Source organism: Streptomyces sp. NPDC002055, assembly GCF_040296705.1.
Classification (GTDB): Bacteria; Actinomycetota; Actinomycetes; order Streptomycetales; family Streptomycetaceae; genus Streptomyces.
Genome location: NZ_JBEOXS010000042.1, coordinates 1 through 23,081, shown reverse-complemented (window position 1 = coordinate 23,081; position 23,081 = coordinate 1). Strand labels below are relative to the sequence as shown.

21 protein-coding genes are annotated in these 23,081 nt (G+C 72.5%); 17 read left to right on the top strand and 4 right to left on the bottom strand.

The genetic code is table 11. The annotated features are described in order from the left end of the window. Positions 1-73 precede the first annotated feature (73 nt). Genes priA through hisF form a run of 3 tightly spaced genes read left to right on the top strand, consistent with a single transcriptional unit; the run spans position 74 to position 1,970 of the window. On the top strand, positions 74-805 hold the full coding sequence (priA, locus tag ABT112_RS24110) for a bifunctional 1-(5-phosphoribosyl)-5-((5-phosphoribosylamino)methylideneamino)imidazole-4-carboxamide isomerase/phosphoribosylanthranilate isomerase PriA (protein ID WP_351512817.1): 732 nt from the start codon (positions 74-76) through the stop codon (positions 803-805). Continuing rightward, positions 802-1,203, top strand: a complete 402-nt coding sequence (locus ABT112_RS24105) for a RidA family protein (protein ID WP_351512815.1) — start codon at positions 802-804, stop codon at positions 1,201-1,203. The genes priA and ABT112_RS24105 overlap by 4 nt, the downstream gene beginning before the upstream one ends. After that, positions 1,200-1,970 carry an imidazole glycerol phosphate synthase subunit HisF gene (hisF, locus tag ABT112_RS24100; protein ID WP_351512813.1) on the top strand — a complete coding sequence of 257 codons (771 nt, stop codon included), beginning with the start codon at positions 1,200-1,202 and terminating at the stop codon, positions 1,968-1,970. Before ABT112_RS24105 ends, hisF begins: the two co-directional genes overlap by 4 nt. 136 nt (positions 1,971-2,106) lie before the next feature. On the opposite strand, the gene ABT112_RS24095 is transcribed toward hisF, so the two are convergent. The 4 genes from ABT112_RS24095 to ABT112_RS24080 form a co-directional block, all read right to left on the bottom strand. Further along, positions 2,107-2,583: a hypothetical protein gene (locus tag ABT112_RS24095; protein WP_351512811.1), complete on the bottom strand. Its 477-nt coding sequence runs from the start codon at positions 2,581-2,583 to the stop codon at positions 2,107-2,109. 160 nt (positions 2,584-2,743) lie between these two features. Further along, positions 2,744-3,253, bottom strand: a complete 510-nt coding sequence (locus ABT112_RS24090; protein WP_351512809.1) for an NUDIX domain-containing protein — start codon at positions 3,251-3,253, stop codon at positions 2,744-2,746. Positions 3,254-3,376: 123 nt separating this feature from the next. After that, positions 3,377-4,015, bottom strand: a complete 639-nt coding sequence (locus tag ABT112_RS24085; protein ID WP_351512807.1) for a TIGR03085 family metal-binding protein — start codon at positions 4,013-4,015, stop codon at positions 3,377-3,379. Positions 4,016-4,113: 98 nt separating this feature from the next. Next, positions 4,114-4,989, bottom strand: a complete 876-nt coding sequence (locus ABT112_RS24080) for a hypothetical protein (RefSeq protein ID WP_351512806.1) — start codon at positions 4,987-4,989, stop codon at positions 4,114-4,116. Between the two features lie 282 nt (positions 4,990-5,271). Between ABT112_RS24080 and hisI the strand changes: the two genes are divergently transcribed. From hisI to ABT112_RS24010, 14 genes are all read left to right on the top strand, one after another. Beyond that, complete coding sequence (gene hisI / locus ABT112_RS24075; RefSeq protein ID WP_351512804.1) at positions 5,272-5,643, top strand: phosphoribosyl-AMP cyclohydrolase; 372 nt, start codon at positions 5,272-5,274, stop codon at positions 5,641-5,643. A 129-nt stretch (positions 5,644-5,772) separates the two neighbouring features. Further along, positions 5,773-7,314 (top strand): anthranilate synthase component I, encoded by a 1,542-nt coding sequence (locus ABT112_RS24070; RefSeq protein ID WP_351512802.1) that lies wholly within the window; start codon positions 5,773-5,775, stop codon positions 7,312-7,314. Positions 7,315-7,440: 126 nt separating this feature from the next. Beyond that, positions 7,441-8,100, top strand: a complete 660-nt coding sequence (locus ABT112_RS24065; protein ID WP_351512800.1) for a TIGR02234 family membrane protein — start codon at positions 7,441-7,443, stop codon at positions 8,098-8,100. Between the two features lie 489 nt (positions 8,101-8,589). Beyond that, complete coding sequence (locus ABT112_RS24060) at positions 8,590-8,826, top strand: HGxxPAAW family protein (protein WP_351512798.1); 237 nt, start codon at positions 8,590-8,592, stop codon at positions 8,824-8,826. A gap of 331 nt (positions 8,827-9,157) precedes the next feature. Beyond that, positions 9,158-9,706 (top strand): DUF2752 domain-containing protein, encoded by a 549-nt coding sequence (locus ABT112_RS24055; RefSeq protein ID WP_502975427.1) that lies wholly within the window; start codon positions 9,158-9,160, stop codon positions 9,704-9,706. 190 nt (positions 9,707-9,896) lie between these two features. Further along, positions 9,897-10,706: an indole-3-glycerol phosphate synthase TrpC gene (gene trpC / locus ABT112_RS24050; protein ID WP_351512796.1), complete on the top strand. Its 810-nt coding sequence runs from the start codon at positions 9,897-9,899 to the stop codon at positions 10,704-10,706. After that, positions 10,672-10,866: a tryptophan biosynthesis modulator TrpM gene (trpM, locus tag ABT112_RS24045; protein ID WP_351512794.1), complete on the top strand. Its 195-nt coding sequence runs from the start codon at positions 10,672-10,674 to the stop codon at positions 10,864-10,866. The genes trpC and trpM overlap by 35 nt, the downstream gene beginning before the upstream one ends. 470 nt (positions 10,867-11,336) lie before the next feature. Then, positions 11,337-12,602 (top strand): tryptophan synthase subunit beta, encoded by a 1,266-nt coding sequence (trpB, locus tag ABT112_RS24040; protein ID WP_351512792.1) that lies wholly within the window; start codon positions 11,337-11,339, stop codon positions 12,600-12,602. Further along, positions 12,602-13,417 (top strand): tryptophan synthase subunit alpha, encoded by an 816-nt coding sequence (gene trpA / locus ABT112_RS24035; RefSeq protein WP_351512790.1) that lies wholly within the window; start codon positions 12,602-12,604, stop codon positions 13,415-13,417. The genes trpB and trpA overlap by 1 nt, the downstream gene beginning before the upstream one ends. Positions 13,418-13,486: 69 nt before the next feature. Then, on the top strand, positions 13,487-14,281 hold the full coding sequence (locus ABT112_RS24030) for a thioredoxin domain-containing protein (RefSeq protein WP_351512788.1): 795 nt from the start codon (positions 13,487-13,489) through the stop codon (positions 14,279-14,281). 82 nt (positions 14,282-14,363) lie between these two features. Then, complete coding sequence (gene lgt / locus ABT112_RS24025) at positions 14,364-15,440, top strand: prolipoprotein diacylglyceryl transferase (RefSeq protein WP_351512786.1); 1,077 nt, start codon at positions 14,364-14,366, stop codon at positions 15,438-15,440. Between the two features lie 241 nt (positions 15,441-15,681). Further along, complete coding sequence (locus tag ABT112_RS24020) at positions 15,682-16,413, top strand: VIT1/CCC1 transporter family protein (RefSeq protein WP_351512784.1); 732 nt, start codon at positions 15,682-15,684, stop codon at positions 16,411-16,413. A 314-nt stretch (positions 16,414-16,727) separates the two neighbouring features. Next, a complete protein-coding gene (gltB, locus tag ABT112_RS24015) occupies positions 16,728-21,323 on the top strand; it encodes a glutamate synthase large subunit (protein ID WP_351512782.1) in 4,596 nt (1,531 codons plus the stop codon). After that, positions 21,316-22,776 (top strand): glutamate synthase subunit beta, encoded by a 1,461-nt coding sequence (locus ABT112_RS24010; RefSeq protein WP_351512780.1) that lies wholly within the window; start codon positions 21,316-21,318, stop codon positions 22,774-22,776. The genes gltB and ABT112_RS24010 overlap by 8 nt, the downstream gene beginning before the upstream one ends. Positions 22,777-23,081: the final 305 nt, after the last annotated feature.

Here is a 23,081-nt window from a genome sequence, read left to right as displayed (position 1 = left end):
ACCAGCCGGGGCCGGCCGGGCCGTGGCGGGCTGCCTCCGCCGGCCGCAACCTCCCTCACCGTAAGGTCCCGCCATGAGCACCCACCGCCTCGAACTCCTCCCCGCCGTCGACGTCCGCGACGGCCAGGCCGTCCGCCTCGTGCACGGCGAGTCCGGCTCCGAGACGTCCTACGGCGACCCGCTGGAGGCCGCCCTCGCCTGGCAGCGGGCGGGTGCCGAGTGGCTGCACCTGGTCGACCTCGACGCGGCGTTCGGCACCGGCGACAACCGGGCGCAGATCGCCGCGGTCGCCCAGTCCATGGACATCAAGGTGGAGCTCTCCGGCGGCATCCGTGACGACAGCACCCTCGCCGCCGCCCTGGCCACCGGCTGCACCCGGGTCAACCTCGGCACCGCCGCCCTGGAGACCCCCGAGTGGGTCGCCAAGGTCATCGCCGAGTACGGCGACCGGATCGCCGTGGGCCTGGACGTCCGCGGCACCACGCTCCGCGGCCGCGGCTGGACCCGCGACGGCGGCGACCTCTACGAGACGCTCGCCCGCCTCGACTCCGAGGGCTGCGCCCGGTACGTCGTCACCGACATCGCCAAGGACGGCACCCTCCAGGGCCCCAACCTGGAACTCCTGAAGAACGTCTGCGCCGCCACCGACAAGCCGGTGGTCGCCTCCGGCGGTGTCTCCTCCCTCGACGACCTGCGGGCCATCGCCGGTCTGGTGCCGGAGGGTGTGGAAGGCGCCATCGTGGGCAAGGCCCTCTACGCCAAGGCATTCACCCTCGAAGAGGCGTTGGAGGCAGTGTCCGGATGAGCGATGCCGTGCAGCGAGTACAGTCCGACAGTCCGTGGGAGGAGACGATCGGCTTCGCCCGCGCGGTCGCGGCCGGGGACCGGGTCCTCGTCTCCGGCACTATGCCGTTCACCGGCAGAGTGCTGCACGGTGAGGGCGACCCGTACGAGCAGGCGAAGGCCGCCTTCCGCAACGCGCTGACCGCGCTGGAGAAGTTCGGCCTCGGCCCCGAGAGCGTCATCCGCACCCGCATGTACCTCACCCACGCCCGTGACGTGGACGCGGTCGGCCGCGCCCACCAGGAGCTCTTCGACGCCGTACGCCCGGCCGCGACCCTCGTCGTGGTCTCCGGCTTCGTGGACTCGCGGGTGCTGGTCGAGGTCGAAGTAGAAGCATTCAGAGGAGCCAGCAGCTCATGACCCTCGCGGTCCGAGTCATTCCCTGCCTGGACGTCGACGGCGGCCGGGTCGTCAAGGGCGTCAACTTCCAGAACCTGCGCGACGCGGGCGACCCCGTGGAGATGGCGAAGCTGTACGACGCCGAGGGCGCCGACGAGCTCACCTTCCTCGACATCACCGCCTCCTCGGGGGACCGCGAGACCACCTACGACGTGGTGCGGCGCACCGCCGAGCAGGTGTTCATCCCGCTGACCGTCGGCGGCGGCGTCCGCACCACGGACGACGTCGACAAGCTGCTGCGGGCCGGTGCCGACAAGGTCGGCGTCAACACCGCGGCCATCGCCCGCCCCGAGCTGATCCAGGAGATCGCCGAGCGGTTCGGCCGGCAGGTCCTCGTCCTGTCGGTGGACGCCCGCCGCTGCCCGGAGGGCACGGTGACCGACTCCGGCTTCGAGGTCACCACCCACGGCGGCCGCCGCGGCACCGGCCTGGACGCCGTCGAGTGGGCGCACCGCGCGGCGGAGCTCGGCGCCGGTGAGATCCTGCTCAACTCGATGGACGCGGACGGCACCAAGGACGGCTACGACACCGCGATGATCGAGGCGGTCCGCGCCCGCGTCACCATCCCGGTCATCGCCTCCGGCGGCGCCGGCAAACTGGACGACTTCGCCCCGGCGGTCGCCGCCGGCGCGGACGCGGTCCTCGCCGCGTCGGTCTTCCACTTCGGCGACCTGCGCATCGGCGAGGTCAAGAACACCCTGCGGGCGGCGGGGCACCCGGTGCGCTGACGCGGGCTTCGCCGCGGCGTCTTCCGCGGCATGCCCGGGTGGCGTTGAGCCCGACCGACGGGACGGCGGCTCGGACGGTGTCCGGGGCGGCTGTCCCGTCGGTGTCCTGCGGGGAGGTGGCCGCGGTCGCCGGGCATCAGTCCCGTGCAGCGCCCTCCGGCCACAACACCCGCACCGGCACGTTGTGGCGTTCGGCATGTGCCACCACATCCGCCGTACCACCGTGGCCGCGGGCGGGCTTGCCGTCCCACACGGCCAGGAGTTCGTCCGCGAGGCCGACCATGAGTTCGCTCCCGGCCATGTGAGCCGCGGAGTCGGACGTGGTCATTCCCGTGCTGTGCACAACCGACGCCCGGTTCGTCAGGGCGTCGTAGAGCGGCCAGTGGGACTCGGGCAACCCTTCCCGGTACTCCTCGGCGGGAACGACGATTTCGAGTCGTCCACCGTGCTCCAGCACCGCTTCGGCGAACCATGAGTCCGGCCCATCGGCGATGCATGACACCGCGGTCAGACCGGAGGCGTCGTATGCGCGGACGGCCGTGGCGAGGAGCAGCCGCACCTGCTGCTCGACGTCGCTGCTCAGCCCTCGGTGACCGGTGATCCCGACGTACATGGAACGTTCCCTCCTACAAGTGGACACCATGAAGGCGCTCATCGAATTCCCGCACGATCTTTGGTGGTGTGTTCCCCGTGCGGTGGTGCATCCCGTCAGGTGTTCTGGGACGTACGGACGGGGCGAGCGGGAGGGCCCCGCCGGGCCGTCTTCGACGGTGCTACCAGGCCGGGCCGCTGTCGTGCAGGTAGATCGGTCCGCCACTCAAGGCTTGTAGAGTGGAGTTCAGCCGATTCCTCAGCCGTTCCGGGAGCAACTCCCGTGCCCTGACGGGGGAGACGAATGCGGCCTCGGACAGTTCTTCGTCGTGCGGGACCAGGCCCTGCGTCCGATGGCCGACGAGGGTACCGCCGTCGAAAACGAAAGCGAGCTGGTCGTCCCACGGTCCGTGCGGCGGCACCCAGTCGACCACCAGCAGGCCACGCAGTACGACGTCGAGCCCCAGTTCCTCGGCCAGCTCCCGCACCGCTGCGCTCTCCGGTGGCTCATTCGCCTCCGCCATACCACCCGGGAGATCCCAGCCCGGCTTGTATGTGGGATTCACCAGCAGCACACGCCCCGTCGCATCACGCAGCAGCACGTCCGCCGCGACCCGCTTGCGCGCCTGGGTGGCGTTGCCCTCGGCGAGATAGGCGTTCCATGCGTCGGGGTCGGCAGGTGTGGGCCTCATGCGGGGGGCGCCTCCCGGAGGGGGAAGTTCCGTGAACCGGCTCGGTGGGAGGGCCGCGGTCACGCGCAGGGGCCGGTCGGCGCTCCCGCCGGCCGGCCCCTGCGCTTCTACCGGGCGTCTTCGCTAGAGCGCCACGCCCAGCTTCGCCTCGTATGCCCGGGCCACCGCTTCCTTGTCGCCCTCCAGTTCCACGCGGGCCACCTCCTGGCGGCCGAAGGCGAACAGCAGCAGTTCGCCAGGCTCCCCGGTGACCGTCACCACGGGGGTGCCGCGGTGGGCGACCGCGGTCCGGCCGTCGGGGCGGCGGAGCACCAGGCCGACCGGGGACCGGCGGCCCAGCAGCCGTGCCACCTTCTCCAGGCGGGACCACAGGGCGTCCGAGAACACCGGGTCCAGGTCCCGCGGGCTCCAGTCCGGCTGCGCGCGGCGTACGTCCTCGGCGTGGATGAAGAACTCCACGGTGTTGGCGGCCTCGTCGATCTGCTTCAGACCGTACGGCGAGAGGGCGGGCGGCCCGGTACGGATCAGGTGGAGGAGCTCCTCGTACGGCTTGGCGGCGAACTCCGCCTGCACCCGCTCCAGTCGCGGGGCGAGGGGCTTCAGCAGTATCCCCACCGCGGCGTCACCACGGCGCTCGCGCACCACCACGTGGGCGGCCAGATCGCGGGTGTTCCAGCCCTCGCAGAGTGTCGGGGCGACCGGGCCCGCGGACTCCAACAGTTCAGCGAGGAGCAGACGTTCACGCTTCGCATGGGTCGACATGCCGCCAGCGTACGACCGGCACCCCGGCCCCGCCACGGCGCCGCGCGGGCATTCCGGGAGGGCGTGCCGCGGTGCCGGCGCCCGGAGCGGGGCGCGGCTCAGCTCGCCAGCGGGCCGGTCATCTTCTTCCCGTCGGGCCCGTCGCTCAGGGTCAGCGCACAGGAGATCCGCTTCTCGTCGCGTATGCGGTAGGTCTGCAGGGACGGGTAGAGCGCGTAGCTGTAGTACTGCCGGCCGTCCTCCGGCACGGACTTCATCCGGGACGTCACCGCCTTCTCGCACAGCTTCAGGGACTTCTCCTGGAGCTTGCGCTCGGAGGAGAAGTCGCCGCTCAGCGTGGCGTTGGCGACGACCTCGCCGTCGTGCGCAGTACGGCACGAGCGGGTCTCGATCTCGGAGACGGACGGGTCGAGCGCCGGGTGGTCGAAGCACTGGCCCGGGGCGAGCGCGACGAACGGCACCAGATCGCCCGCGGACGGCGCGGCACTGGACGGCGCGGCCGGGGGCGAGGCCTGACCGCCCGCGCCGGGGGCGCCCGGCCGCCGGTCCGCATCCGCCGTGCGGCGGCTGTCCGGCTTGGCGTCGGCCCTGGCGCCGCCGTCGTCCGAGCCCAGGAAGAGCAGAAAGCTGCCCACGGCCAGCCCGGCCACCAGCACGCCCGCGATGAAGAGCGCGGCGATCTTCGGCCCGTTGGGCCCGCCCGGGCCGGACGGACCGGTGCCTCCGGGAACGGGCGGCGGGTAGGCGCCGTAGCCGCTCCGGGGCGGGCCGTACGCCTGCGGCGGGCCGAAGCCGCCCCCCTGTGCCGGGCCGTATCCCGGGCCCTGGCCGGCCCCCTGCGCCGGGCCGTATCCGGGACCCTGGCCCGTGCCCTGCGCCGGGCCGTGGCCCGGGGCGGATCCGAAGCCCTGCGGCGGCCCGAAGCCGCCCGCGGCGGGTTGCGGAGCGTCGTGCGGCGGGGGCGGAGTGGTCATGCCGGAAGCATGCCGCACCGCACTGACATCCGGCTCATCGGGTCGTGGAATCCAGTCGAGTTGGCGGTGAACGGGAGGTGTCCGGCAGACGGAACCGGCCGGTCCGGGGCCCCGCGCGGTGAGAGCTGCACCCGGCCCGCCCCGCACTCCGGGAGCGGGACCGGCCGAACAGTCCGGACGGGGCGAGCGGGCCGGACGGGCCGAACAGGCCGGGGAGAGGTGAGGTCCGGGCGGACCGGCCGGCGGCGCACCCCGGCCGTCCGACGCGGCACAATGGACCGCATGTCCAGCACCGCACGCCCCTCCGACCTCGACCCCGCCATCGTCGCCCGCCTCAAGCGGACCGACGACGGGCTCTTCCCCGCCGTCGCCCAGCAGTACGACACCGGCGAAGTGCTGATGCTCGGCTGGATGGACGACGAGGCGCTGCACCGCACGCTCACCACCGGCCGCTGCACCTACTGGAGCCGCAGCCGCGGGGAGTACTGGGTCAAGGGCGACACCTCCGGCCACGTCCAGCACGTGAAGTCCGTGGCCCTGGACTGCGACGCCGACACCGTGCTGGTCAAGGTCGACCAGGTCGGCGCCGCCTGCCACACCGGCGACCGCACCTGCTTCGACGCCGGGGACCTCCCCCTGGGGCCCCGCGTCTGACAGGGCCTCCGCCCAACTCCGGCCTCCGCCCGACTCCGGCTTCCGCCACTCCCGCCGCTGGCCACGATCCCGCCGTCGGGCCACGATCCGGCCGTCGGCCACGATCCCAGCCAACTAGGATCCAGGATCATGAGCACGGGCGCTGTCACGATGGACCTCGAGACCTTCCGCAAGCTGGCGGCCGACCGCCGCGTCATCCCCGTCAGCCGCAGGCTGCTCGCGGACGGTGACACCCCGGTCGGCCTCTACCGCAAACTCGCGGCGGAGCGCCCCGGCACGTTCCTGCTCGAATCCGCCGAGAACGGCCGCTCCTGGTCCCGCTACTCCTTCGTCGGCGTCCACAGCGCCGCCACGCTCACCGTCCGGGACGGAGCGGCGCACTGGCTGGGCAGCCCGCCCGTCGGCGTCCCCACCGACGGCGACCCGCTGGACGCCCTGCGCGCCACCGTCGAGGCCCTGCACACCCCGCGGGACCTGATGACCGACGGCGGTGACGGGCATCTGCCGCCCTTCACCGGCGGCATGGTCGGCTACCTCGGCTACGACATCGTGCGCCGCCTCGAACGCATCGGGGACAGCACCCGGGACGACCTCGGGCTGCCCGAGCTGACCATGCTCCTGACCTCGGACCTCGCCGTCCTCGACCACTGGGACGGCACCGTCCTGCTGATCGCCAACGCGATCAACCACAACGCCCTCGACTCCGGCGTGGACGAGGCCTACGCGGACGCCGTCGCCCGCCTCGACGCGATGACCGCCGACCTGTCGCGGCCCGCGCCGGCGAGCGCCGCGCCGCTGCCGCCCTCGCAGCTGCCCCCGTTCTCCGCGCTCTGGGGCGGGTCCGCCTACCAGGAGGCGGTCGAGGAGATCAAGGAGCGCATCCGGGCGGGCGAGGCGTTCCAGGTGGTGCCCTCGCAGCGGTTCGAGACGCCGTGCCCCGCGTCGGCGCTCGACGTCTACCGGGTGCTGCGCGCCACCAACCCCAGCCCGTACATGTACCTCTTCCGCTTCCCCGGCATCGACGGGGCCGAGGGCTTCGACGTCGTCGGATCCAGCCCCGAGGCGCTGGTGAAGGTCGAGGACGGCCGCGCGATGGTGCACCCCATCGCGGGCACCCGGCCGCGCGGCGCCACCCCGCAGGAGGACGCCGCCCTCGCCGAGGAACTGCTCGCCGACCCCAAGGAGCGCGCCGAGCACCTGATGCTCGTCGACCTCGGCCGCAACGACCTGGGACGGGTCTGTGAGCCCGGCAGCGTCGAGGTCGTCGACTTCATGTCCATCGAGCGCTACAGCCACGTCATGCACATCGTGTCGACCGTCGTCGGCCGGGTGGGAGAGGGGCGGACCGCCTTCGACGTGCTCACCGCCTGCTTCCCGGCCGGAACGCTCTCCGGCGCGCCCAAGCCCCGGGCGATGCAGATCATCGAGGAGCTGGAGCCGACCCGCCGCGGGCTGTACGGCGGCTGCGTCGGCTACCTCGACTTCGCCGGGGACTCCGACACCGCGATCGCCATCCGTACCGCAGTGCTGCGCGAGGGTACGGCGTACGTCCAGGCGGGAGCGGGTGTGGTCGCGGACTCCGACCCCGTCGCGGAGGACACCGAGTGCCGCAACAAGGCCGCGGCCGTGCTCCGCGCCATCGCGATGGCGAGCGGCCTGGAGGCGCGGTAGCGGTCCCTGAAAGCACCACGTGCGGTCCTCCCCGGGCGGTGCCCGGCCGACGACTGCGTAGGGGCGGCCCGGCGCCCGCCGGGGGGCGCGTGACGGGGAGCCGTGCGGACGCGGGATAGTGGTGGGGTGAGCGCCGTACCCCAGCCCCGCACCGAAGCCGCCGAGAACCCGCCCGCCGAGCCCGCAGCCCGCGCCGGCGGCGGGCGGCGCAGTCTCGCCGTCGCCCTGCTGATCGGCGCCCTGGGCGCCGCGCTGGTGCTCCTCACCGGGGCCCAGACCTGGGGAGAGGGCCGGACCGGCGCCGGGCAGGGCGCACTCCCGGTCTCCGCCGACGGCCGCGACGTCACCGGCCTGCCCGCCGCGCTCGCCGTGGTCGGCCTCGCCGCCCTCGTCGCGGTCCTCGCCGTGCGCCGCCTCGGCCGGATCGCCGTCGCCGCCCTGCTCACGCTCTGCGGCGCCGCGATCGTCCTCACCTCCGTCCTCGGGGCGACCGACACCGACGCGCTGCGCGCCGAGGCTGCGAAGGCCACCGGACTCGCCGACGCCGGGGTCGCACACGTCAGCCACACCGCCTGGCCCTGGCTCTCCGCCGCCGGCGGGGTCCTGCTGCTGCTCGCGGGGCTGCTCGCGCTCCGGTACGGCCGTGGGTGGCCCGCCATGTCGGGCCGGTACGAGCGGGCGGAGCGCCCCGCCCGGGGCCGTACGCTGGCCGCCGCCGACCCCGACCGGCCCGAGGAGCTGTGGAAGGCCCTCGACCGCGGCGAGGACCCGACCCGCGGGGACTGACGGCGCGCCTGGAGCTCGCGGGGACTGACTGACTGCCGTCTGGATGCCCGTCTGGATGCCCGTGGGGGCTGACCGCCGTCTGCGTGCCCGCCCTGGATCCGGCCTGGATCCGGCCTGGATCCGGCCTGGATCAGGGCGGTCGGCATGCGGTCGGCGCGGATCCGACGCGCGGGGGACTGACCCCCTCGGGTGGTTCCCGGCCGGCCCGCCCGCCGGTTCCCCGACCGGCAGGCACCCCGGCCCCTTCGCGGCAGGGCGCACGACCGGTCCCCGGGGACCGGGGGACTCGACAGCAGACCGGCGGTGGGGACACGGCCCGCCGGCAGCGGGTCGCCGGCCGATCCACCACTGATCCGGTTGGGCCGACCCCCGCTCACACCCGCCCCATGCGTCGGGGAGAATGAGCCTGAGCTTTCACCGCACCCCGACCCGGGGGCCGTTCCCCGTGGACTTCAGCCCCGGGGAGCGACACTGCAACGAGGAGTACTCATGGCGGGCAACGCCCACGGACACACCCCGGCCGCCTGGACCGGCGTCACCATCGCCTTCATCGGCTTCGCCATCTCCGGTGCCTACACGGTCGCGGCCGAGCCCGTCGGCTTCGTGGCGGGCCTTGTCGTCGTCGCCATCGGTGGTCTCGTGGGCCTGGCGATGCGTGCCGCGGGCATGGGGCAGCCCAAGTCCACCGCCGTCCAGCGCCCGCAGGCCGCCCAGCCGCAGAGCTGACCGCTGGCGAGGACCTGAACCGCCACGTCCCGGCCGGAGTCGCCGCCCCGGCCGGGACGCGGCGGTTCCGGGCGAGGGCGGGCCCGGGGCCAGGGCCCGGTGCGGGTTCCGGCCTGCGAATGCGGAGGGGCCCGGTTCGGGTGCCCTGCGCGGGCCGGGGCCGGAACCCAGGGTCGTGGTCCGTAGGACCGGTGTGACGCGGTGGTGCGTTCGGCAGGCCACGGACCCGGCCCCGCTCCGCCGGTGAGCGAGCCCGTGCCGGCCGCGGCCCGTGCCGCTCGCGGGCCGTGCTGAGCTGCGCCGTCCGCCGTCTGCGAGGACACTCGGCGGTGTGAGCGACGAATCCGTGGAGCAGCCCGCCGGCGCAGTGTCCGGCACCGCAGTGTCCGGCAGCGCAGGGCCCGGCACCGCAGCCCCCCGCACCGCAGTGCCCCCGGGCGGCCCGCCGGCCGGTACTCCCGGCCCGGCGCGGACCGGGAGCACCGGCCGGGGAGCCGCCGTGGTGCCCCCGCTCGCCGTCCTCGCCGGAGTGGTCGCGGCCTTCGGCTGGGTCGCCGCGGTGGATCCGAACGAGCCCGGCCACTACCCCGCCTGCCCGCTGCTCCGCTGGACCGGGATCCACTGCCCCGGCTGCGGGGGCCTGCGCAGCGCCCACGCCGTCGCCCACGGCGAGCTGGCCACCGCGCTCCACGCCAACGCCCTGGCGGTCCTGGCGTACGCCGGGTTCGCCGTCTTCCTCGCCGTCTGGCTCGTCCGGGCGGCGACCGGGCGCCCCTTGGAGCTGCGGCCGCGCCCCGTCCACGGGTGGTCGCTCGCGGCGCTGGCACTGATCTTCACCGCTGTCCGGAATACGCCCCTCGGAAGGGGGCTGGTGCCATGAGGCCGACCCTGCCGAGCGCTGCGGAAGTTCCGCTGGTCCAGCGGAATGTCCAGGTCGTGGGACTGCGGTCCACCGGATGCGGGACCTCCGCCTTCGGCCGGATACCATCGCAGTGCCCCAGGAAGCACCGGATGGGGCAGCGCCTTCAGGGCGCAGACCGATTGCTCAGGACCGGAAGGGGGCCTCTCGCGTGAGTGTGCTCGACGAGATCATCGACGGAGTCCGCGCCGACCTCGCCGAGCGGCAGGCGCGCGTCAGCCTCGACGAGCTCAAGGAGCGGGCCGCGAAGGCTCCCCAGGCCAAGGACGGCGCCGCCGCGCTCCGCGGTGACAGCGTCAAGGTGATCTGCGAGGTCAAGCGCTCCAGCCCGTCCAAGGGCGCGCTCGCCGCGATCGCCGACCCGGCCGGGCTCGCCGCCGACTACGAAGCGGGCGGCGCGTCCGTCATCAGCGTCCTCACCGAGCAGCGCAAGTTCGGCGGCTCGCTGGCCGACCTCGAGGCCGTCCGGGCCAAGGTCGACATCCCGGTGCTGCGCAAGGACTTCATCGTCACCGCCTACCAGCTGTGGGAGGCCCGGGCGTACGGCGCGGACCTCGCCCTGCTGATCGTGGCCGCCCTCGACCAGGAAGCCCTGGTGTCGCTGATCGAGCGGGCCGAGTCCATCGGGCTCACCCCGCTCGTCGAGGCGCACGACGAGGAGGAGGCCGAGCGGGCGGTGGCCGCCGGAGCGCGGATCATCGGGATCAACGCCCGCAACCTCAAGACCCTCGAGGTGGACCGCGGCAACTTCGCGCGCATCGCGCCGGAGATCCCGGACCACGTCGTGAAGATCGCGGAATCGGGTGTGCGCGGGCCGCACGACCTGATCGCCTACGCGAACGAGGGCGCCGACGCCGTGCTGGTGGGCGAGTCGCTCGTCACCGGGCGGGACCCGAAGGCGGCCGTGGCCGACCTGGTGGCCGCCGGTGCGCACCCGGCGCTGCGGCACGGGCGGGGCTGAGACCGTCGTGCACGCCTACGCCCGGTTGGCTCGCGGCTGCAGGCCGCGGGGCTGTCGCGCGCCTGCGCGTCGGGTGCGGGGGCGTCGGGTGCGGTATGTGATCGGCTGTGAGCCGGGGCAGGTCAACGGGATGCGATGGCGTCGGGCGACTGCGCTTTAGCCGTCCGGCTCGGGCTGCGGGTTTTCTGCCTGCGGGGTCGTGTTCCCGGGGTCGCGTCTGCACGGGGTTGTGTCCTCGGGCTCGCGTCTGCGGGGCCGGTGGGCTGTGCGGGTCGCTGGTGGCGTGAGGTGTCTTTGCTGCCGGTCGTTGCGTGAGTGACGGTGCCGGGGCCTCCGGGCTGGGGGTTCCGGGAACGTATATTTACGGGCCCTGGGGGCCCACAAATACACGGCAGCTTCCCGGAACCCCCAGCCCTCCGGCCCCGTCACCTCCCGTCGGTGGCCCGATCTCCCCGGCCCCGGAGGTAGCTTCCGTCGGTGGCCCGCCTCGCGTTCGTCTCGCGGCTCCCGGTGGGTCGCGACGTGGCTTTCCTGGCCGTGCCCGGACGGGCGATAGCGCAGTTGCCTTCGCGTAGCGTTGTTCCTATGCCGAGATATATGGGGCACTGCCCCTTTTGAGGAGTACGTCGGATGTCGTCTGACTTCTTCATTCCGGACCCCGAGGGCCGCATTCCCAGTGCCGAGGGGTACTTCGGTGCCTTCGGTGGCAAGTTCATTCCCGAGGCGCTGGTCGCCGCGGTGGACGAGGTGGCCGCCGAGTACGAGAAGGCGAAGGCCGATCCGGCCTTCGCGGCCGAGCTGGAGGACCTGCTCGTCAACTACACGGGCCGGCCGAGCGCCCTCACCGAGGTGACCCGGTTCGCCGAGCACGCCGGGGGAGCGCGGATCTTCCTCAAGCGGGAGGACCTCAACCACACCGGGTCCCACAAGATCAACAATGTGCTGGGGCAGGCCCTGCTGACCAAGCGCATGGGCAAGACCCGGGTCATCGCCGAGACCGGTGCCGGCCAGCACGGCGTCGCCACCGCGACGGCCTGTGCGCTGTTCGGTCTCGAGTGCGTGATCTACATGGGCGAGATCGACACCGAGCGGCAGGCCCTCAACGTGGCCCGGATGCGGATGCTCGGGGCGGAGGTCGTCGCCGTGAAGTCGGGCAGCCGGACCCTGAAGGACGCGATCAACGAGGCGTTCCGCGACTGGGTCGCCAACGTCGACCGGACGCACTACCTGTTCGGGACGGTCGCGGGGCCGCACCCGTTCCCGGCCATGGTGCGGGACTTCCACCGGGTGATCGGCGTCGAGGCGCGGCGGCAGCTCCTGGAGCGCACCGGGCGCCTGCCGGACGCCGTGGCCGCGTGCGTCGGCGGCGGCTCGAACGCCATCGGCCTGTTCCACGCCTTCATCCCCGACGAGAGCGTGCGGCTGGTCGGTCTGGAGGCCGCGGGCCACGGCGTCGAGTCCGGTGAGCACGCCGCCACCCTGAGCGTCGGCGAGCCGGGCATCCTGCACGGCTCCCGCAGCTACGTGCTCCAGGACGACGAGGGGCAGATCACCGAGCCGTACTCGATCTCGGCCGGTCTGGACTACCCGGGCATCGGCCCCGAGCACTCGTATCTGAAGGACGCCGGCCGTGCCGAGTACCGGCCGGTCACGGACGACCAGGCGATGCAGGCGCTGCGGCTGCTCTCGGAGACCGAGGGCATCATCCCGGCGATCGAGAGCGCCCACGCCCTGCACGGGGCGCTGGAGCTGGGCCGGGAGCTGGGGCCGGACGGGCTGGTGCTCGTCAATCTCTCCGGCCGCGGCGACAAGGACATGGACACCGCTGCCCGGTACTTCGGGCTGTACGACCCGACGGACGCCGTCGAGGCCGACGAGACCGAGGGGACCGAGTGATGGCGGGAAACGTGGAGCTGCTGGGTTCCGTGCTGGCCCGGGCGAAGGAGGAGGGCCGGTCCGCGCTCGTCGGATATCTGCCGGCCGGATTCCCGACCGTCGACGCCGGTGTCCGGGCCGTGACCGCGATGGTCGAGGGCGGCTGCGACATCGTCGAGGTGGGCCTGCCGCACAGCGACCCGGTCCTGGACGGCCCGGTCATCCAGACCGCCGACGACATCGCCCTCCGGGGCGGGGTGCGGATCGCCGACGTCGTGCGGACGGTCCGCGAGGCGCACGCCGCGACCGGGGCGCCGGTGCTGTGCATGACGTACTGGAACCCCGTCGACCGCTACGGCGCCGAGCGGTTCGCCGCCGAGCTGGCCGAGGCCGGGGGAGCGGGCTGCATCCTGCCCGACCTGCCGGTCGAGGAGTCCGAGGTGTGGCGGAAGGCCGCCGAGCAGCACGGTCTGGCGACGGTCTTCGTGGTCGCGCCCAGCAGCCGTGACGAACGGCTCGCCAAGATCACCGCGGTGGGCAGCGGCTTCGTCTACGCGGCCTCGCTCATGGGCGTCACCGGCACCCGGGAGTCGGTCGGGGAGCAGGCCCAGGACCTGGTGCGGCGCACCAAGGCGACCACCGCGCTGCCGGTCTGCGTCGGGCTCGGGGTGTCCGACGCGGACCAGGCCGCTCAGGTGGCTCAGTTCGCGGACGGGGTGATCGTCGGATCCGCCTTCGTCAAGCGGCTGCTCGACGCCCCGGACCTGGAGACCGGTCTCACCGGGGTCCGGACGCTCGCGGGCGAGCTGGCGGAGGGCGTCCGCCGCCGCGGCTGACTCGCCCATAAGGGTGGATCTGCGACCGGGGAGGCCGCTTAAGGCCTCCCCGGTTCGTTCCTTCAGGGTGTGAGCGACAAGAACCGAGAGGGAAAGCGCAGCGCCCGCGAGCGGCTGCAGGAAGAGCGCGATCGGGAGAGGTCCCGGGACAAGCGCAAGCGGGCGCTGATCGTCGGCGCCGCCGGAGTGGCGGTGCTCGGCATCGCCGCGGCCATCGGCGTCGCGGTCAGCAGCACCGGGAGCGACGACGAGGCCGAGGGGCCCGTGGTCGCGCCGACCGGGGCGAACGGCGAGGACAGCCTGGCGATCCCGGTGGGGAAGCCCGCCGCGCCGTCGGTGCTCACGGTCTACGAGGACTTCCGCTGCCCGGCCTGTGCCCAGTTCGAGCGCGGCTTCCGCAGCACCGTCCACGAGCTGGAGCGCGCGGGCCGGCTCCGGGCCCAGTACCACCTGGTCACCATCATCGACGGCAATCTGGGCGGCCGGGGCTCGCTGAACGCGGCCAACGCGGCGGCCTGCGCCCAGGACGCCGGCAAGTTCCAGCCGTACCACGACGTGCTCTACGACAATCAGCCGCCGGAGCAGAACGACGCCTTCGCCAACAAGGACTATCTGATCGAGCTGGCGGGCAAGGTGCCCGGCCTGGTCACCGACACCTTCCGCACCTGCGTCGAGGACGGCTCCCACGACGCCTGGGTGCAGAAGGCCAACGAGGCCTTCACCAGCTCCAACCGCCAGGGCACCCCGACCGTGCTGCTCAATGGCAAGGACGTCTACAGCAACCAGCAGGATCCGCTGACCCCGCAGAAGCTGAGGAAGGCCGTCGAGGACGCCGCGAAGTCCGCGTCGCCCACGGGACAGTAGGGGCGCAAGGGGCTGACGTTACGCAGCCGTTGCCGGGCGGATTGCCGCACTTCCCGTCCGGCACGGTAGCGTCGGTGTCGCCATGGACCTCGCATACATTCCCAGCCCGTCGACCGGCGTGATCCACCTCGGACCGATCCCGCTGCGCGGCTACGCGTTCTGCATCATCCTCGGCGTATTCGCCGCCGTCTGGCTCGGCAACCGCCGGTGGGTCGCGCGCGGCGGCCTGGCCGGGACCGTCGCCGACATCGCCGTCTGGGCGGTGCCGTTCGGCCTGGTCGGCGGCCGCCTCTACCACGTGATCACCACGTACGAGCCGTACTTCGGCAAGAACGGGAACCCGGTCGACGCCCTCAAGATCTGGGAGGGCGGCCTCGGTATCTGGGGCGCCATCGCCCTCGGCGCGGTCGGCGCCTGGATCGGCTGCCGGCGCCGGGGCATCCCGCTCCCCGCGTACGCGGACGCGGTCGCGCCCGGTATCGCGCTCGCCCAGGCGCTCGGCCGCTGGGGCAACTGGTTCAACCAGGAGCTCTACGGCAAGCCGACCGACGTGCCCTGGGCCCTGAAGATCGACGCCAACCCCGCCGTGGGCAAGATCGCGGGCACCTACCACCCGACGTTCCTGTACGAGTCGCTGTGGTGCGTGGGCGTGGCCCTGCTGGTCATCTGGGCGGACCGCCGCTTCAAGCTCGGCCACGGCCGGGCGTTCGCGCTCTACGTCGCCGCCTACACCGTGGGCCGCGGCTGGATCGAGTACATGCGGATCGACGAGGCCCACCACATCCTGGGTGTCCGTCTCAATGTGTGGACCTCGATCCTGGTGTTCCTGGCCGCCGTCGGCTACATGATCGTCGCCGCCCGGAAGTTCCCGGGGCGCGAGGCCGTGGTCGAGCCCGCGGCGGAAGCGGCCCGCGCGGAGGACGGCGCCGGCGAGGGGGATGCCGAGGGCTCGCCCGCGGCGAAGGCCGCCACAAAGGGCGCGACGGCTACGAAGGCCACGAAGGACGTGAAGGACGCGAAGACCTCGGAAGGCGCGGCCGGCGGGCAGGGCGCGAAGTCCGGGGCCCTCGCGGAGAAGGACGCTGCCGCCGAGGAGAAGGGCAAGGGCACCGGGTCAGCGGTGTCGACGTCCGAGTCCGAGACCTCCAAGAAGTCCTGACCGCCGCACGACGCTCCGTACCACCTCACGACCGCCGGTCCGCACACAGCGGGCCGGCGGTCGTCGTGTGTGGCCCTCCTTGCGGGCCGCGCCCTCGACTTTTCCCCGCCCCGCGACGAAACCGCAGGTCACAGCGGTAAGTTCGGCCTTCCTTGCTGGCGGATCACGGTTCCTCCTGCGTAGTTTCGAAGCCGTGGGGGAGGGCGGCAGGCCCTTCCCGGGGAAGGGAGACCCACCGCTCATGTCCGTCATCGACAATGCCGCCGCACTGCACGAGTCCCACCGCGACAACCACACCCACCGGGACGTCAACGGTGGCTGGCTGCGGCCCGCGGTCTTCGGCGCGATGGACGGACTGGTCTCCAACCTCGCCCTGATCACCGGCGTGGCGGGTGGCGACGTCGCGTCGAAGACGCTGGTCATCACCGGTCTGGCCGGTCTGGCCGCCGGGGCGTTCTCGATGGCGGCGGGCGAGTACACCTCGGTCGCCTCCCAGCGCGAGCTGGTCCTGGCCGAGCTGGAGGTGGAGCGGCGCGAGCTGCGCAAGCACCCCAAGGACGAGCAGCAGGAGCTGGCCGAGCTCTACGTCTCGCGCGGGGTCGAGCCGGGCCTCGCCGCCGAGGTCGCCCGGCAGCTGTCCACCGACCCCGAGCAGGCCCTGGAGATCCACGCGCGGGAGGAGCTGGGCATCGACCCGGGAGACCTGCCCTCGCCCGCGGTCGCCGCCGTCTCGTCCTTCGGATCGTTCGCGCTGGGCGCGCTGCTGCCGGTCCTGCCCTACCTGCTCGGCGCCGTCGCCCTGTGGCCCGCGGTGCTGCTGGCGCTGCTGGGCCTCTTCGCCTGTGGCGCCGTCGTGGCCAGGGTCACGGCCCGCTCCTGGTGGTACAGCGGGCTCCGACAGCTGATACTGGGCGGAACCGCTGCCGCGGTCACCTTCGGGCTCGGTGCGCTGTTCGGCACCGCGGTCGGATAGGGATCCGCGCCGGCGGACGCGCAGGACCAGGTCGTTTCGGCAGTTGAGTGTTTCTGAACGGTTTCAGTCCGGCAACGAGCGGGAAAGAGCCGAAAGCGCTGCGGGCAGAGTCGCCTGTCGCGCCCCGGGGCCCAGGGATGGCGACCCGTCCGTACACGGCCCCTCATCCACCAGTATCCGTGGTGTCCGCATTGTGAAATGAGGTATCCGCTTCTTGGGAAGCGGGGCCATCATGTAACCTGCACGAAAATTTGCGCAGAGGGCCAACGTCGTCCCTCGGCACTGACACTGCCACGACGACGACGGGAGAGCCGATGCGTTCCGCGTCCACGCACTCCGCGACCGGTGACACCACTGCCTGGTCGCCCCTGGACGAGCGCCCCGCTCCGCAGGGCCTTTACGACCCTCGCAATGAGCACGACGCCTGCGGCGTCGGTTTCGTGGCGAACCTCACCGGTGAGGCCGGCCACGAGCTCGTGGAGCAGGCGCTCACCGTGCTGCGCAACCTGGAGCACCGCGGCGCCACCGGCTCCGAGCCGGACTCCGGCGACGGCGCGGGCATCCTGCTCCAGGTCCCGGACGCGTTTCTGCGCGAGAACGTCTCCTTCGAGCTCCCCGACGCCGGCGCCTACGCCGTCGGCATCGCCTTCCTGCCCGCCGACGAGGCCGAGGGCGCCGCCGCGGCGGCCCGGATCGAGACCATCGCCGGTGAGCAGGGCCTGACCGTCCTCGGCTGGCGCGAGGTCCCCGTCGCCCCCGAGCTCCTCGGCAGCGGCGCCCGCGCCACCATGCCCGCCTTCTCCCAGCTGTTCGTCGCGGACCGGGACGGCGCGGCCACCGGCATCGCGCTGGACCGCAAGGCGTTCCTGCTGCGCAAGCGCGCCGAGCGCGAGGCCGGCGTGTACTTCCCGTCGCTCTCCGCCCGGACCCTGGTCTACAAGGGCATGCTCACCACCGGGCAGCTGGAGCCGTTCTTCCCGGACCTGTCCGACCGCCGCTTCGCGACCGCCGTCGCGCTGGTCCACTCGCGGTTCTCCACCAACACCTTCCCGAGCTGGCCGCTCGCCCACCCGTACCGGTTCGTCGCCCACAACGGTGAGATCAACACCGTCCAGGGCAACCGCAACTGGATGCGGGCCCGCGAGTCCCAGCTCGACAGCGACCTGTTCGGCGGCCTGGCGGAGACCTTCCCGGTCTGCACCCCCGACGCCTCCGACTCCGCCTCCTTCGACGAGGTCCTGGAGCTGCTCCACCTCGGCGGCCGGTCGCTGCCGCACTCGGTGCTGATGATGGTCCCCGAGGCGTGGGAGAACAGCCCCACCATGGACCCGGCCCGCCGCGCCTTCTACCAGTACCACTCCACGATGATGGAGCCCTGGGACGGCCCGGCCTGCGTCACCTTCACCGACGGCGTCCAGGTCGGCGCGGTCCTCGACCGCAACGGGCTGCGCCCCGGCCGCTACTGGGTCACCGACGACGGCCTGGTCGTGCTCTCCTCCGAGGTCGGCGTCCTGGACATCGACCCGGCCAAGGTCGTCCGCAAGGGCCGCCTCCAGCCGGGCCGGATGTTCCTCGTGGACACCGCCGAGGGCCGCATCATCGAGGACGACGAGATCAAGGCCCAGCTCGCCGCCGAGCAGCCGTACGGCGAATGGCTGGAGAGCGGTCTGATCGACCTCGAGGACCTGCCCGAGCGCGAGCACATCGTGCACACCCACGCCTCGGTCACCCGCCGCCAGCAGACCTTCGGCTACACCGAGGAGGAGCTGCGCGTCCTGCTCGCGCCCATGGCCCGCACCGGCGCCGAGCCGATCGGCTCCATGGGCACCGACTCGCCGATCGCCGCCCTCTCCGAGCGGCCGCGGCTGCTGTTCGACTACTTCACCCAGCTGTTCGCGCAGGTCACCAACCCGCCGCTGGACGCCATCCGCGAGGAGCTCGTCACCTCGCTGATCTCCTCGCTCGGCCCGCAGGGCAACCTGCTGGACCCGACCGCCGCGTCCTGTCGCAGCGTGACCCTGCCGTTCCCGGTGATCGACAACGATGAGCTGGCCAAGCTCATCCACATCAACGCCGACGGCGACCTGCCCGGCTTCAAGGCCACCACGCTCTCCGGTCTCTACCGGGTCAGCGGCGGCGGCGAGTCGCTGGCCGCCCGGATCGAGGAGATCTGCGCCGAGGCCGACTCCGCGATCGCCGGCGGCGCCCACCTCATCGTGCTCTCCGACCGGCACTCCGACGCCGAGCACGCGCCGATCCCGTCGCTGCTGCTCACCTCGGCGGTGCACCACCACCTCATCCGCACCAAGCAGCGCACCCGGGTGGGGCTGCTCGTCGAGGCCGGCGACGTCCGCGAGGTGCACCACATCGCGCTGCTCATCGGGTACGGCGCCGCCGCCGTCAACCCGTACCTCGCGATGGAGTCGGTCGAGGACCTGGTCCGCGCCGGGACGTTCCTCCCGGACGCCGACCCCGAGGCCGCCATCCGCAACCTCATCAAGGCGCTCGGCAAGGGTGTGCTCAAGGTGATGTCCAAGATGGGCATCTCCACCGTCGCCTCCTACCGCGGCGCGCAGGTCTTCGAGGCCGTCGGCCTGGACGAGGCGTTCGTCGACACCTACTTCCACGGCACCACCACCAAGATCGGTGGCGCGGGCCTGGAGGTCGTCGCCCGCGAGGTCGCCGAGCGGCACGCCAAGGCCTACCCGGCCTCCGGCATCGCCCCGGCGCACCGCACGCTGGACATCGGCGGCGAGTACCAGTGGCGCCGCGAGGGCGAGCCGCACCTGTTCGACCCGGACACCGTCTTCCGGCTCCAGCACGCCACCCGCGCCCGCCGCTACGACATCTTCAAGCAGTACACGCAGCGGATCGACGAGCAGGCCGAGCGCCTGATGACGCTCCGCGGCCTGTTCGGCTTCAAGAGCGACCGCGAGCCGATCCCCGTCGACGAGGTCGAGCCCGTCAGCGAGATCGTCAAGCGCTTCTCCACCGGCGCCATGTCGTACGGCTCCATCTCGCAGGAGGCGCACGAGACGCTCGCCATCGCCATGAACCAGCTGGGCGGCAAGTCCAACACCGGTGAGGGCGGCGAGGACCCGGAGCGCCTGTACGACCCGGCGCGCCGCTCCTCCATCAAGCAGGTCGCCTCCGGCCGCTTCGGCGTGACCAGCGAATACCTGGTCAACTCCGACGACATCCAGATCAAGATGGCGCAGGGCGCCAAGCCCGGCGAGGGCGGCCAGCTGCCCGGCCACAAGGTGTACCCGTGGGTCGCGAAGACCCGGCACTCGACGCCGGGCGTGGGGCTCATCTCCCCGCCGCCGCACCACGACATCTACTCCATCGAGGACCTGGCCCAGCTGATCCACGACCTGAAGAACGCCAACCCCCAGGCGCGCATTCACGTCAAGCTGGTCTCCGAGGTCGGTGTCGGCACCGTCGCCGCGGGTGTGTCCAAGGCGCACGCGGACGTCGTCCTCATCTCCGGCCACGACGGCGGCACCGGCGCCTCGCCGCTCACCTCGCTGAAGCACGCGGGCGGCCCCTGGGAGCTCGGCCTCGCCGAGACCCAGCAGACGCTGCTGCTCAACGGCCTGCGCGACCGCATCGTGGTGCAGACCGACGGCCAGCTGAAGACCGGCCGCGACGTGGTCATCGCCGCGCTGCTCGGCGCCGAGGAGTTCGGCTTCGCGACCGCCCCGCTGGTGGTCTCCGGCTGCGTCATGATGCGCGTCTGCCACCTGGACACCTGCCCGGTCGGCATCGCCACCCAGAACCCGGTGCTGCGCGAGCGCTTCAACGGCAAGGCCGAGTTCGTGGTGAACTTCTTCCAGTTCATCGCCGAGGAGGTCCGTGAGCTCCTCGCCGAGCTGGGCTTCCGCACCCTGGAGGAGGCCGTCGGTCACGCCGAACTCCTGGACACCCAGCGGGCGGTGAACCACTGGAAGGCCCAGGGCCTGGACCTGGAGCCGCTGCTCCACGTGCCGGACCTCCCCGCCGGAGCCGTCCGCCACCAGGTCATCGAGCAGGACCACGGGCTGGAGAAGGCGCTCGACAACCAGCTGATCAAGCTGTCGGCCGACGCGCTGACCGCGGACTCGGCCGAGTCGGCCCAGCCCGTCCGCGCCCAGCTCGCCGTCCGTAACATCAACCGGACCGTCGGCACCATGCTGGGCCACGAGGTGACGAAGAAGTTCGGCGGCGCGGGCCTGCCGGACGACACCATCGACATCACCTTCACCGGCTCCGCGGGCCAGTCGTTCGGCGCCTTCGTGCCGCGCGGTGTCACCCTGCGGCTGGAGGGCGACGCCAACGACTACGTCGGCAAGGGCCTCTCCGGCGGCCGGCTGGTGGTCCGCCCGGACCGCGGCGCCGACCACCTCGCCGAGTACTCGACCATCGCGGGCAACACCATCGCCTACGGTGCGACCGGCGGCGAGATCTACCTCCGCGGCCGGGTCGGCGAGCGCTTCTGCGTCCGCAACTCCGGCGCCACCGTGGTGTCCGAGGGCGTGGGCGACCACGGCTGCGAGTACATGACCGGCGGCAACGCCGTCGTGCTCGGGGACACCGGACGGAACTTCGCGGCCGGCATGTCGGGCGGCTTCGCCTACGTGATCGACCTCGACCCGGCCAACGTCAACAAGGAACTCGCCTCGGCCGTCGGCCCGCTGAACGCCGACGACCAGCAGTGGCTGCACGGTGCCGTGCAGCGCCACCAGGAGGAGACCGGTTCCACGGTCGCCGAGAAGCTGCTCGCCGACTGGGAGTCCGCGGTCACCCGGTTCAGCAAGGTCACCCCGGCCACCTACAAGGCCGTGCTCGCCGCCAAGGACGCCGCCGAGCGTGCCGGACTCTCCGAGTCCGAGACCCACGAGAAGATGATGGAGGCGGCGACCCATGGCTGACCCGAAGGGCTTTCTCACCACCGGCCGCGAGGTCGCCGAGACGCGTCCCGTCGAGGAGCGCGTCAAGGACTGGAACGAGGTCTACAAGCCGGGCTCGCTGCTGCCCATCATCAGCAAGCAGGCCAGCCGCTGCATGGACTGCGGCATCCCGTTCTGCCACAACGGCTGTCCGCTGGGGAACCTCATCCCCGAGTGGAACGACTACGCCTACCGCGAGGACTGGGCCGAGGCGAGCGAGCGGCTGCACGCGACCAACAACTTCCCGGAGTTCACCGGGCGGCTGTGCCCGGCTCCGTGCGAGTCGGCGTGCGTGCTGGGCATCAACCAGCCCCCGGTGACCATCAAGAACGTCGAGGTCACCATCATCGACAAGGCGTGGGACTCCGGTGACGTCACCCCGCAGCCGCCCGAGCGGCTGTCGGGCAAGACCGTCGCGGTCATCGGCTCGGGCCCGGCGGGTCTGGCCGCCGCCCAGCAGCTGACCCGGGCCGGCCACACGGTCGCGGTGTACGAGCGCGCCGACCGCATCGGCGGTCTGCTGCGCTACGGCATCCCCGAGTTCAAGATGGAGAAGCGCCACATCAACCGCCGCATCGAGCAGATGCGCGCGGAGGGCACCAAGTTCCGCACCGAGGTGGAGATCGGCCGCGACATCGACGCGGCGAAGCTCCGCAAGCGGTACGACGCGGTGGTCATCGCGGCCGGCTCCACCACGGCGCGCGACCTGCCGGTGCCCGGGCGCGAGCTGAACGGCATCCACCAGGCGATGGAGTACCTGCCGCTCTCCAACAAGGTGCAGGAGGGCGACTTCGTCGCCCCGCCGATCACCGCCGAGGGCAAGCACGTCGTCGTCATCGGCGGCGGTGACACCGGCGCCGACTGCGTCGGCACCGCCCACCGCCAGGGCGCGGCCTCCGTCACCCAGCTGGAGATCATGGCCAAGCCGGGCACGGAGCGGAACGCCAACCAGCCGTGGCCGACCTTCCCGATGCTCTACAAGGTCACCTCCGCGCACGAGGAGGGCGGCGAGCGGGTCTACTCCGTCTCCACCACCCACTTCGAGGGCGACGAGGACGGGAACGTGCAGTTCCTGCACCTGGTCGAGGTCGAGTTCAAGGACGGCAAGCCGGAGCCGAAGCCGGGCACCGAGCGGAAGATCCCGGCCCAGCTCGTCACGCTGGCCATGGGCTTCACCGGCACCGACCAGGAGAACGGCCTCGTCCAGCAGTTCGGCCTGGAGCTGGACGCCCGGGGCAACGTCGCGCGCGACGCCGACTTCGCGACCAACGTGCCCGGCGTCTACGTCGCCGGTGACGCGGGCCGCGGTCAGTCGCTCATCGTGTGGGCGATCGCCGAGGGCCGCTCGGCGGCCAAGGGCGTCGACCGCTTCCTGACGGGCCACAGCGCCCTGCCCGCCCCCATCCGACCGACGGACCGGTCGCTCACCGTCTGAGCCCCGTCCGTCCGACCGCCTCCGGCCACGGAGCCGGCGCTCACCGCACGAGCCCGGTTCCGTCCCGAGGTGTCCCGTACAACGTCGTACGGAACAATCCGCGGCGCCTGTCTCCCCGACCGTAGGCAGGCGCCGCGGGCTGTCCGGGGGCGGTCGGCGCGGTGCTCTGCCGGGATTCCGGCCACCACCAACCCGCCTCCGGGGGGGGGAGAGAGAGAGCCGCCGACGAGACGTGAGGGGGCCGGGGCCGGAGGGGTGGGGGTTCCGGAAGCTTCCGTGTATTTGTGGCCCCCAGGGCCGTAAAT

What these genes read in the sequence shown, in the direction of transcription:
- priA (WP_351512817.1), top strand. Translation starts at nt 74, where the DNA reads ATGAGCACCCACCGCCTCGAACTCCTCCCCGCCGTCGACGTCCGCGAC.
- ABT112_RS24105 (WP_351512815.1), top strand. Translation starts at nt 802, where the DNA reads ATGAGCGATGCCGTGCAGCGAGTACAGTCCGACAGTCCGTGGGAGGAG.
- hisF (WP_351512813.1), top strand. Translation starts at nt 1,200, where the DNA reads ATGACCCTCGCGGTCCGAGTCATTCCCTGCCTGGACGTCGACGGCGGC.
- ABT112_RS24095 (WP_351512811.1), bottom strand. Translation starts at nt 2,583, where the DNA reads ATGTACGTCGGGATCACCGGTCACCGAGGGCTGAGCAGCGACGTCGAG.
- ABT112_RS24090 (WP_351512809.1), bottom strand. Translation starts at nt 3,253, where the DNA reads ATGAGGCCCACACCTGCCGACCCCGACGCATGGAACGCCTATCTCGCC.
- ABT112_RS24085 (WP_351512807.1), bottom strand. Translation starts at nt 4,015, where the DNA reads ATGTCGACCCATGCGAAGCGTGAACGTCTGCTCCTCGCTGAACTGTTG.
- ABT112_RS24080 (WP_351512806.1), bottom strand. Translation starts at nt 4,989, where the DNA reads ATGACCACTCCGCCCCCGCCGCACGACGCTCCGCAACCCGCCGCGGGC.
- hisI (WP_351512804.1), top strand. Translation starts at nt 5,272, where the DNA reads ATGTCCAGCACCGCACGCCCCTCCGACCTCGACCCCGCCATCGTCGCC.
- ABT112_RS24070 (WP_351512802.1), top strand. Translation starts at nt 5,773, where the DNA reads ATGAGCACGGGCGCTGTCACGATGGACCTCGAGACCTTCCGCAAGCTG.
- ABT112_RS24060 (WP_351512798.1), top strand. Translation starts at nt 8,590, where the DNA reads ATGGCGGGCAACGCCCACGGACACACCCCGGCCGCCTGGACCGGCGTC.
- trpB (WP_351512792.1), top strand. Translation starts at nt 11,337, where the DNA reads ATGTCGTCTGACTTCTTCATTCCGGACCCCGAGGGCCGCATTCCCAGT.
- trpA (WP_351512790.1), top strand. Translation starts at nt 12,602, where the DNA reads ATGGCGGGAAACGTGGAGCTGCTGGGTTCCGTGCTGGCCCGGGCGAAG.
- lgt (WP_351512786.1), top strand. Translation starts at nt 14,364, where the DNA reads ATGGACCTCGCATACATTCCCAGCCCGTCGACCGGCGTGATCCACCTC.
- ABT112_RS24020 (WP_351512784.1), top strand. Translation starts at nt 15,682, where the DNA reads ATGTCCGTCATCGACAATGCCGCCGCACTGCACGAGTCCCACCGCGAC.
- gltB (WP_351512782.1), top strand. Translation starts at nt 16,728, where the DNA reads ATGCGTTCCGCGTCCACGCACTCCGCGACCGGTGACACCACTGCCTGG.
- ABT112_RS24010 (WP_351512780.1), top strand. Translation starts at nt 21,316, where the DNA reads ATGGCTGACCCGAAGGGCTTTCTCACCACCGGCCGCGAGGTCGCCGAG.